This window comes from Plantactinospora alkalitolerans, assembly GCF_015690345.1.
Classification (GTDB): domain Bacteria; phylum Actinomycetota; class Actinomycetes; order Mycobacteriales; family Micromonosporaceae; genus Plantactinospora; species Plantactinospora alkalitolerans.
Genome location: NZ_JADPUN010000323.1, coordinates 1 through 10,418, shown reverse-complemented (window position 1 = coordinate 10,418; position 10,418 = coordinate 1). Strand labels below are relative to the sequence as shown.

General features: G+C 71.2%; 7 protein-coding genes and 2 pseudogenes. 6 read left to right on the top strand and 3 right to left on the bottom strand.

Going from position 1 to position 10,418, the window contains the following annotated elements:
• From I0C86_RS35255 to I0C86_RS45760, 5 genes and pseudogenes are all read left to right on the top strand, one after another.
• A partial coding sequence (locus I0C86_RS35255; protein WP_196205640.1) for a hypothetical protein occupies window positions 1-182 on the top strand: 182 nt, incomplete at its 5' end.
• A gap of 27 nt (window positions 183-209) precedes the next feature.
• A complete protein-coding gene (locus I0C86_RS35250; protein ID WP_196205639.1) occupies window positions 210-644 on the top strand; it encodes a VOC family protein in 435 nt (144 codons plus the stop codon).
• Between the two features lie 44 nt (window positions 645-688).
• Window positions 689-2,131 (top strand): annotated as a pseudogene (locus I0C86_RS45770) (condensation domain-containing protein); the annotation flags it as partial.
• Window positions 2,108-3,652, top strand: a pseudogene (locus tag I0C86_RS45765) (AMP-binding protein); the annotation flags it as partial. The pseudogenes I0C86_RS45770 and I0C86_RS45765, both read left to right, overlap by 24 nt.
• A complete protein-coding gene (locus tag I0C86_RS45760) occupies window positions 3,629-6,553 on the top strand; it encodes an MFS transporter (protein ID WP_456319977.1) in 2,925 nt (974 codons plus the stop codon). The pseudogene I0C86_RS45765 and the gene I0C86_RS45760, both read left to right, overlap by 24 nt.
• Here the strand turns inward: I0C86_RS45760 and I0C86_RS35240 are convergent.
• From I0C86_RS35240 to I0C86_RS35230, 3 genes are all read right to left on the bottom strand, one after another.
• The gene (locus I0C86_RS35240; RefSeq protein ID WP_196205637.1) at window positions 6,515-7,255 is read right to left on the bottom strand and encodes an SAM-dependent methyltransferase; all 741 of its coding nucleotides are present in this window, start codon (window positions 7,253-7,255) and stop codon (window positions 6,515-6,517) included. The two genes, I0C86_RS45760 and I0C86_RS35240, sit on opposite strands and share 39 nt — an antisense overlap.
• Window positions 7,256-7,396: 141 nt before the next feature.
• Window positions 7,397-8,344, bottom strand: coding sequence for a cysteine peptidase family C39 domain-containing protein (locus I0C86_RS35235; RefSeq protein WP_196205636.1), 948 nt, complete (start codon window positions 8,342-8,344; stop codon window positions 7,397-7,399).
• A gap of 18 nt (window positions 8,345-8,362) precedes the next feature.
• A complete protein-coding gene (locus tag I0C86_RS35230) occupies window positions 8,363-9,160 on the bottom strand; it encodes a MerR family transcriptional regulator (protein WP_196205635.1) in 798 nt (265 codons plus the stop codon).
• Window positions 9,161-9,728: 568 nt separating this feature from the next.
• On the opposite strand from I0C86_RS35230, the gene I0C86_RS35225 reads away from it, so the two are divergent.
• The coding region (locus I0C86_RS35225; protein WP_230395310.1) for a polysaccharide deacetylase family protein at window positions 9,729-10,418 on the top strand (690 nt) is incomplete at its 3' end.

Here is a 10,418-nt window from a genome sequence, read left to right as displayed (position 1 = left end):
CCGCTGCGGCGGCCGCCCCGGCGGTGCCCGTCGGGTCGGTGTCGGCCGACGCGACGCGGGTCGGAGCCGCGCCGGCCGAGGCGCATCCTCGGCTGGCCGGGCTGTCGCCGCAGCGGGCGGAGTTGCTTCGGCGCTGGCTCGACCGGCAGCCCGGGGCGGCGCCCTCCACGCCGACCCACTGAACCGCACGATCGAGGAGAGCCACACAGATGGACGCCACCGCACTCGACCACGTCGGCGTGGTGACCGACCAGGCCGAGCCGGCCCGGGAAACCCTGCGACAGCTCGGCTTCGCCCTCGTCGACGAGGGCGAAGCCGACGCCTACGGGGTCGCCTGCCAGTTCTGGTCCCCGGACGGCCGGAGCGGCCCGACGGTCGAACTGGTCACCGCGACACGTGCGGGGTCGGCCGTGCATGGTCATCTGAGTCGTCACGGGCCCGGCGTCCACCACGTGGCGGTGGAGGTGGAGGACGTGGTCACGGCCCTGGCGGATCTGCGTCGCGGTGGCGCGGTGCCGATCGACGACGTCCCCCGACCGGGTGCCCGCCCCGGCATGCGGGTCGCGTTCGTCTACCTCGGACGGGCGACCGGCATGATCGTGGAGCTCGTCGACTACCGTGGCGGGTCGGGTGGACCGAGGTGAGCGTCACCGGACAGGACCGGGGCCCACGACCTTCCGGCGATCGGATGGCCGCGCTCTCCAGTGAGCGGCAGGCGCTGCTCGACCGCTGGCTGGCGCAGGCCCGGGCGGCCAGGCGTCCGGCCGGACCACAGCCGATCACCGCCCGCCCGCCGGGCAGCCGGCCACCACTGTCGTCGGCACAGGCCCGGATGTGGTTTCTCGAGCAGTACGCCCCCGGTACCAGCACGTACACCATGTGGATGCCGATGCGGCTCGGCGGCGTGCTCGACGCGGAGGCGTTGCGTGGGGCGCTGCGCACGGTCGTCGCCCGCCACGAGAGCCTCCGGATGCGGTTCCCGGTCGGGCCGGACGGTGTGCCGATGGTCGACATCACCGAACAGGCCGACGTGCCGTTCCGGACGCTGGACGTGTCGGACCGGTCCGGTGGGGAGGATCCGGCCGACCTGGCCCGGAAGCTACTGGGACAGGAGGTGGCGCAGCCCTTCGATCTCGCCGCCGGCCCGCTGGTCCGGGCCGTCCTGGTCCGGCTCGGTCCGGACGACCACGTGCTCTGCCTGCTCGTCCACCACATCGTGATCGACGGTTGGTCGACCGACATCGTGCTCAACGAGATGTGGCTGGCGTACGAGGCGCTGTGTGCCGGCGAGGCACCGGATCTGCCGGAGTTGTCGGTCGGCTACGGGGACTACGCCGCCTGGCAGCAGGACTGGCTGACCGGTGACGAGGCCACCGCCGATCTGCGGTACTGGCGGGAGCGGCTGACCGACGTGCCGCCGCTGGCGCTGCCGACGGACCGTCCGTACCCGCCGACCCAGACGTCGCCCGGCGGCACCGTGACGTTCCGGTTCGACGCCGATCTCGCCGCGGGCCTGCGGCGCGTCGCCCGGCAGCACCAGGCCACCGAGTACATGGCGCTGATGGCGGGGTTCCAGGCTGTCCTGGGCTGGTACGCCGGTCAGTCCGACTTCGGGGTCGGCAGCCAGGTCGCCGGCCGGGACCGGGGCGGTACCGAGAGCATGGTCGGGTTGCTGGTCAACACGGTGGTGCTCCGGGCCGATCTCCACGGCGATCCGACGTTCGGTGCGCTGCTCGGCCGGGTACGGGACGCCGGCGTGGCGGCCTACGCCCGCCAGCACCTGCCCTTCGAGCACCTGGTGTCCGAGCTGAACGTGCCACGGGACGTCCGGCGACCACCCGTGTTCCAGGTCAACCTGTCGATGCTCAACTGGGATCACGCCGGGCGCAGCCGACACGGCGGGCTCCGGTTCGAACGGTTTCCGGTGGAGAACCCGGTCACCCGGCACGAACTGGCGTGCTACGTCCGGCCGGACGATGCCGGCCTCGCCGGTCACCTCACCTACAACACCGACCTGTTCGACCGGGAGACCGTCGTCGGGATCGTCGACCGGTTCCGCACCCTCCTGGCCGCCGCTGTCGCCGATCCGGGGTGCCGGTTGTCCGACGTGGACCTGCTCGGGCCGACCGAACGCGCGCGGCTGGCGGCATGGTCCGACGGCGGTGCGCTCAGCTCGAACGGTTCGGCCCCGGTCGACGCGTCGACGCCGGCCGGCCCGACTGCTTCCGCCGAGCCGGCGTCCCTGGCCCGGCCGGCGTCCCTGGCCGAGGTGATCCGCCCGTGGGTGGTGCGGACTCCGGCCGCGCCGGCCGTGGTGTACGGCACCCGGCAGGTCTCCTACGCCGAGCTGTCCACGGCGGCGCAACGGCTGGCGGTCCAGCTGCGACGCCGGGGTGCCCGCCCGGACGTCCGGGTGGGTATCTGCCTGAACCACGCTCCGGCTCTGGCCGTGGCGGTACTGGCCGCGGTGACCGCCGGTGCCGCCTACCTGCCGTTGGATCCGGAGGCGCCGGCGGCCCGGTTGGCGTTCCTGCTGTCGGACGCCGACTCGCCGATTCTGGTGACCGAGGAGGCGCTGCGGGACAGGTTCGTCGACTTCCCCGGTGAGGTCGTGGTCGTCGACGCGGACGGCGCCACGCCGGACCATCCGACGCCGGACCATCCGACGCCGGACCACCCGACGCCGGACCACCCGACGCCGGACCACCCGACGCCGGACCACCCGACGCCGGACCACCCGACGCCGGACCACCCGACGCCGGACCATCCGACGGCGGACGGTGCGATGGCGGACGGTGCGGCGGCCGCGGTGATGCCCGGCGGAGGAACCGCCCCCGACGATCTCGCGTACGTCATCTACACGTCCGGCTCCACTGGCCGGCCCAAGGGCGTCGCCGTCGCACATCGCCAGGTCGTCAGGTACGTCGACGGGGTGCGGGATCGGCTGCGGATCGTCCCGGGCAGCCGGTTCGGGCTGATGCAGTCGATGTCGTTCGACTTCAGCGTCACGATGTTCTGGCTGGCGCTCGCCACCGGTGGCTGCGTCCATCTGCTGCCCCGGCGGGTCTCCGGCCGCGACCTCGCCGCCTACCTCGCCCGTACCGGCATCGACTACCTGAAACTCACGCCATCGCATCTGGCCGCACTGGCCGGCGACGTCGCCGATGTCGCCGAGCTGCTGCCCCGCCGCGCGCTGCTGCTGGGCGGGGAGGCGTCGCGCCTGGACTGGGCCCGCGACCTCGCCCGACGCGGCGGTATCCCCGTGGTCAACCACTACGGGCCTACCGAGGCGACCGTCGGCGTCACCACCTTCGAGATCCCGGCCAGCGGTGACGTACCCGCCATGGTGGCCGAGTGCGGCAGCACGCCGATCGGCCGGCCGCTGCCCCACGCGCGGGTCTACGTGTTGGACCAGCGGTTTCGTCCGGTTCCGCCGGGAGCGGTCGGGGAGATCTGCGTCGGCGGGGACCGCCTCGCCCGTGGCTACCTCGGCCGGCCCACGCTGACGGCGCAACGGTTCCTGCCCGATCCGCTCGGGCCACCCGACGGGCGGCTCTACCGCACCGGCGATCTCGGCCGGTGGCTGCCCACCGGTGACCTGGAGTTCCTCGGTCGCCGCGACGACCAGGTGAAGATCCGCGGATTCCGGGTCGAGCCGGGGGAGGTGGCCGGGGCGCTGGCCGCACTGCCCGGTGTGGGTCAGGCCGTCGTGGTGGTCCACGACGAACGGCTCGTCGCCTACCTGGAACGGACCGGCCCGGACGACCTGGAGATCGGCGAGATCAGGCGGCTCCTGGCGGTCACCCTTCCGGAGTACCTGCTGCCGGCGCAGGTGGTCTGGCTCGACCGGTTGCCGCTGCTGTCCCACGGCAAGGTCGACCGGCGGGCGCTGCCGGACCCGGTGCTGGAACGGCCCGAGAACTCCGACGGAGCCAGCCCGCCGGAGGGGCCGGTGCAGTGCGCCATAGCCGAGGTGTGGGCGCAGGTGCTGCGGCTGCCAGGGGTCGGCACCGACGACGACTTCTTCGACCTCGGTGGGCACTCCCTGCTGGCGACCCAGGTGGTCAGCCGGCTGCGCCGGGCACTGCCTGCCGGCACCCGGCCGATCACCGTGATGGACCTGTTCAAGCATCCGACGGTCCGCCGGCTCGCGGAACACGCCGAGCGGGCCGCGTCGACCTCCGGCGAGCTGCTGTACGAGCTGACGCCGTCGGTCGACCCGGCCCTGCACACCCTGTCGCTGGTATGTGTGCCGTACGGCGGTGCCACCGCGATCGTCTATCAGCCGCTCGCCGACGCGCTGCCGTCGGGACAGTCGCTGTACGCGGTCGCACCGCCCGGGCGGGACCTGGCGACGACCGAGGCGGACCGGTCGATCGAGGACGTGGCGGCCGCGTGCGTCGCGGAGATCCTGGACCGCGTGCCGGGCCCGCTGGTCGTGTACGGCCACTGCGGCCCGGGAGGCGCGCTCGCGGTGGAGATCGCCCGCCGGCTGGAGGCCGCCGGTCGCCGGCTGGAGGCGGTGTACCTGGGCGGGGTGTTTCCGTTCGCCCGTCCCACCGGCGCGCTCGGTCGGCTCGCCAGGACGTTGCGGATGGAGCGGTTGCGCAGCGACACCGTCTACGCCAACTGGCTCCAGTCGATGGGGGCCGACGTCGGTGCCCTGGATCCGGCCGAACGCCGTCAGCTCATCGGGGCGATGCGCCGCGATGCCCAGTTCGCCGAGGACTACTTCACCCGCCTGCTCGACCAGGGCGGAACACCGCTGAACGCGCCGGTCGTGTCGGTCGTCGGCGAGCGTGACCCGGGCACCGAGTACTACCAGGAGCGGTTCCGGGAGTGGGACTTCCTCACCCGCAGCACGGGACTGGTCGTCGTCGACGAGGCCGGGCACTACTTTCTCAAGTACCGCGCCCCGGAACTGGCCGAGATCGTCACCGGCATCCACCATCGGCTGGCCGCGGGAACCGCCGACGATCTCGACCTCGACCCGGCGTCGCAGCCGGCGGCGGTCGGCCCGGCGGCGGTCGGCTCGGCGGCATCCAGCCCGGCGGCATCCGGCCCGGCGGCGGTACCGGGCGCGGCAGGCAGGACGGGCAACTGGCGGCTGGTCGACGTCCACGCCGGGGTGGGTCGGCCGGAACCCAGCGGGCCCCGGCCGAGCATGGCCCGGTTCCTGACCGTTGCCCTGAGTCAGCTCGTCGCCAACACCGGGGCCGCGCTCACCATGTTCGCGATCCCACTGTGGATCTATGTGCAGAGCGAGTCGCTGCTGCGGTTCGCGCTCTTCTCCGTGGTGGCAACGCTGCCGGGCATCCTCGCCGGACCGGTCGCCGGGGCGCTGGTCGACCGCAGTGACCGCCGCCGCGTCCTCGTCGCCGCCACGGTCGCGGCGAGCCTGGTGCAGGGCAGCCTCGCTCTGCTGGTCTGGGTCGGCACCGTTCCGGCCGGACTGCTCTACGGGTTGCTGGCCCTGCTGTCGGTGGCGGTGACGGTCCAGCGGCTGGCGTACCTCAGCGCGGTGCCGCAACTGGTGCCGAAGCGGTATCTCGGCAACGCCAACGGCGTGGTGCAGTTGGCGAGCGGTGCGGCGAACTTTCTCGTGCCACTACTGGCGGTCGGGCTGCTGGCGGCGATCGAACTGGCCGGCATCCTGGCCGTCGAGGTCCTCGGCTACGCGGTCGCGCTCGCGGTCCTCGCGGTCACCCGGTTCCCCGCCACGATGGCCTGGCGGCGCCGGGAAACCGTCGTCGAGGAGATCACGGGTGGGTTCTGGTACTTCTGGAACCGCAACGGCCTTCGCGCCATGCTGATGTTCTTCGTTGTGATCAACATGTTCCTCGCGATGGTCGTCGTGCTGCTGTCCCCGCTGGTCCTGACCGTCGGCACCCTCACCGACGCCGGCCGGGTGGCGACGATCGCCACCGTCGGAGCCCTCGCCGGTGGCCTGCTGGTCGCGGTCTGGGGCGGCCCACGGCGCTACCGGATGCGGGGCATGCTGATCAGCACCGCCGGGTACGGTGCGAGCGCCCTCGTCGTCGCGCTCCGGCCCGACCTGACCGTCATCGCCGCTGGCGCGTTGGGGATGTCGTTCTTCCTCGTCGTGCAGAACGGCATCTGGATGACCATCATCCACACCAAGGTGCCGCAGCGCTTCCACGCCCGGGTCATCGCGCTCAACCAGATGGCCGCGCAGAGCGTCGTCGCGGTCGGCTTCCTCGCCGCGCCGACGCTCAGCGGCGTGCTGGAACCGCTGCTGCTCCCCGGTGGAGCACTCACCGACTCGCTCGGTGTGGTGGTCGGTGTCGGCTCCGGCCGTGGGATAGCGCTGGTGTACGTGGTCTGCGGGGTCGTGATGACCGTGGTGGCGCTCGGTGCGTTGCGGCGTACCAGGCTGGCGACGTTCGACCTGACGGTGCCGGACGCCGAACCCGACGACCTGGTCGGGATCGCCGCGCTCGCCGGACGGGGAGGTGCGGACGCCCCGGTTGCGGTACGGCCGGCACCGGCTCGATCAGCGTTTCATCAACGCGAAGACACCCCAGCCGAGTAGGTGTCGCTCGTGGCGAATGTAGTCCAGCGGCGCCTGGGTGAGTTCGTCCCGAAGCTCGGCGGCGAGTTCGTCGTCGGGGTTCGCGTCGAGCCATTTCCGGATGTTGAGCCACTGTGCGGCCCGGTACCGGTCCCAGCTGTCCTCGTCGGCGAGCACCATCTCGACGAGGTCGTACCCGAGCCTGCCGAACAGTGTCACGAGCCCTGGCAGGGTTTCCCAGTCTGCCTGGGCGTGGTGCGCCGGGGCCGTCTCCCCGGCTGGCGGTTCAGCCCGCCAGAACGGCTCCCCGACGAGCAGCAGTCCACCCGGCCGGAGGCTGCGCGCGAGCAGGGCAACGGTGCCGGTCACGCCCTTGCCGATCCAGGTCGCCCCGATGCAGGCCGCTACGTCGACCTGCTCGGTGGCGAGGTAGGTCGAGGCATCGCCGTGGACGAATGTGACGCGGTCGGCGACGGCCAGTTCGACGGCGCGCTCGCGGGCCGCGGCGAGGAATACCGTGCTGATGTCGACACCGGTACCCGTGGTCCCGTGGTCACGGGCCCAGGTGGACAGCATTTCGCCCTTGCCGCAGCACAGATCCAGTACCGACATGTCGGTACGCAGTCCGATCGCGCTTCCGAGGGTGGCAAGCTTTTCCGGCGTGATGGGGTTGAGCACCCGGTGGCTGCTCTCCCGGATGGTGAAACTACGTGGCAGATCCAATTTTACGAGTCCTAACCAAAGTCATACGAATAGTTTTCACTGACAGTGAACAAACTTCGCTGACCCGCACAAAAAACACCTCTTCCCACATTCGATATTGGAGCGGGACGGTAGCCGGGGTGTCGATCGAAGGCAACGGAATTATTCCGGTCTACCGGACCGCTGCCGCTGGACGAGGGCGGCCTGTAGCCGGTCGTAGGTCGGGGCGAGCTCGCGGAGTGCCGCCGCCGCCGCGGTAAAGTCGCGGACCACCATCGGGTACTGCATCGAGCCCACCAGCCGGGCCTGGGTCGCGGCGATCTCCGCTGCGTCGGGAAACCCGGCCAGCAGCAGGCAGTCGGCGGTGTCGCTGAGCCGTCGCGCGCCGACCCGGATCGCGAAGTAGATCAGGTGCTCCCGCAGCCCGGCGCCCGCGCCGGCCTCGATCATCTGGGCGACCCGCTCCGCCGCCTCCCCGTTGCCGAGGCTACCGGGCGGCATCTCCGTATCGGTGTGCATGCTGAGCCGCTCGATCGCGGTCGGGACGATCGAGCGGATCGCGTCGGCGTCGGCGACGTCCGCGACCCTCCGGAAGTGGGTACGCATCGTGTAGGGATCGCCGTAGTCGACCGTCTCCGCCCGCCAGGCGGCCAGGAAGTCGTCGACCGGTACCTGGGCGTAGGGGTATCCGTGCGGATCGTGCACGAGTACCCGCTCGTCGGTCACGTCGAGGACGACGACAAAATGGTCGGCGCCGATCGGTCCGGTCATCTCGGGGTGGTGGCGCAGGTGGCCCATCTCCAGCGGTCCCACCCAGACCGGTCCGCTCGCCGCCGCCCGGGCGAGGCGGGCGAGTGCCTCGTCCGCGTCGCCGCCCCTACTCACGGTCGACGTCCAGCCGATCGCCTCCAGCGCCTGGTCGAACCCGACTTCGGGATTCCAGCCGTACGCGTCGAAGAACACCATGGTGCCGCCGATGATCTGCATGCCGAACGTGCCACCGGTGGCGACCTCGATAATGGCGGTCGATGGGGCCTGCCCACCGAGCAGCATCGCGAACGAGTTGGCGTAGCAGTACGGACCGCTGCCGACATAGGGGATATGACGCACGGGAGACAGCCTTTCGGGTCAGGTCGAGACCGGGTACGCGACGTCGAAGAGCGCGTCCGTGCCCGGATGGATCTCGTACGGGTGGTCGACACAGGTGACGCCGGGCCGGGCGTCGGTCCACGCCTCCACCGCGTCGTACACCCGCAGGACCAGCGGGAAGTCCTCGTACCCCGCGGGCACCGGCAGGTACGCCTCGGTGTGCGCGGGCACCAGGCGGATGTACAGGTCGTCGGTCGGGTCGACGTTCCCGTCGTACTGGACCGCCACCTCGACGAGTCCCTCGCTGTCCGGGGTGACGAGGTCCTGGAAGTGGACGAGCGTCGCGCCGCCGTCGGCCAGTCCCGATGTCCGCAGATGTCCGCGGATGTCGTGCCCGGCCGTTTGGATCAGGCCGTCCAGCCCGGCCGTGTCGACGTGGCGGCTTCGGCAGAGAACCTTCGTCGCCGGCACCTCCCGCAGCGCGACGGCGTCGACGAGCGCGGCCTCCTCGCCGTACCACCGCATCGTCTCCACCAGTGCCGCCCTCTCCTCGAGCAGCGCGCGCTGGCTGTGCAGCCACCCGCGCAGCTCGATCGCCCGAGCCTCCGGGCCGAGGTCGGCGAGCTGGCCGATCCGGGCCAGCGGCAGGCCGATCCGGCGTAGCCGGGCGATCAGCCTGGCCCGGGGCAACTGGTCGGGGCTGTAGTAGCGGTAACCGGTCGCCGGGTCGACGCTCGCCGGCCGGAGCAGGCCCTGTTCGGCGTAGAGACGCAGGGCCTTCGGCGACAGGTGTCCGGCCGCGCCGAACTCGCCGGACCGGAGGTATTTCGGCTGCACGCCCTGAAGTCTGCGGTTCGCCCCTGGGGCGAGGTCAAGCCGCAGCCCGGTCGGACCTCCCGGGGACGAGTGGGCCCGGATGCCGGTACTGGTCGGGCGGCGGGCGGTCGAGGTCCGTGCGGGAGGCGCGCCTACTCGGCGCGAACGATGATCAAATCATGTCAGTGGTCGCTCGCGCGTTGTGCCGTTGAGTTCGGCTGGCGGCGGGCGGCCGCGCCCCATGTTTCGGATGCGTTCCGGAAAGTTCCTGAGTTGCTGATCGATACCGCCACCCCCCGAGGAAGATGACCGGGGTACTGGCGGCGCAAACGCGCCTCGGAGCTGCTCGAAGTGCGTTCGCCACCTCGCGAGGCATCCGGAAAGCTTCCGGAAGTTGTTGACGTCCCGGATTTCTCGCTGTAATACTGCGATCCATCACGATCGATGCGACGCACTCGGTCGGGGTGTCGGGCAGCCGTTCCCGCTCACATCACATCTCCGGACTGTACGACTGCACCCGTCCGAGTCCCCGGGCCCGGACGGCCGACACCGCAAGGTCGGCATCCCACCACCCGAGGAGGAGCCCGCTATGTTCGGCAAACTCGACAAGCCCCGGCCACCGACCACTTCAGGCTGGGCCAGCCATGTCGCCCGGCTTGCCGTCCTCGCCACCACCGTGGCGATGGGCAGCGTCGCCATCGCGGTCGTCGCGTCTCCGTCCAGCGCCGCCGCCTGCAATGGATACGTCGGACTGACCTTCGACGACGGACCGACCGGCAGCACCAGCGCGCTGCTGTCCGTGCTGCGCAACAACGGCGTACGGGCCACGATGTTCAACGTCGGGCAGAACGTCCAGAACAACCGGTCGGCGGCGCAGGCGCAGGTCTCGGCCGGCATGTGGGTCGCCAACCACAGCTGGAACCACGCCCACATGACCTCGATGAGTCAGAGCCAGATGCAGTCCGACCTGTCCCAGACGAGTTCGGCGATCCAGTCGGCGACCGGCAGCCGGCCGCAACTCTTCCGCCCGCCGTACGGGGAGACGAACTCCACCCTCCAGTCCGTCGCCTCGTCGCTCGGGATGCGCCAGGTGATCTGGGACGTGGACTCGCAGGACTGGAACGGCGCCAGCGTCAGTCAGATCGTCTCCAACGCCGGTCGGCTCCAGGCCGGTCAGGTCATCCTGATGCACGACGGGATCCAGAACACCCGCGACGCGATCCCGCAGATCATGGCCAACCTCACCAGTCGGAACCTGTGCCCGGGCATGATCTCGCCG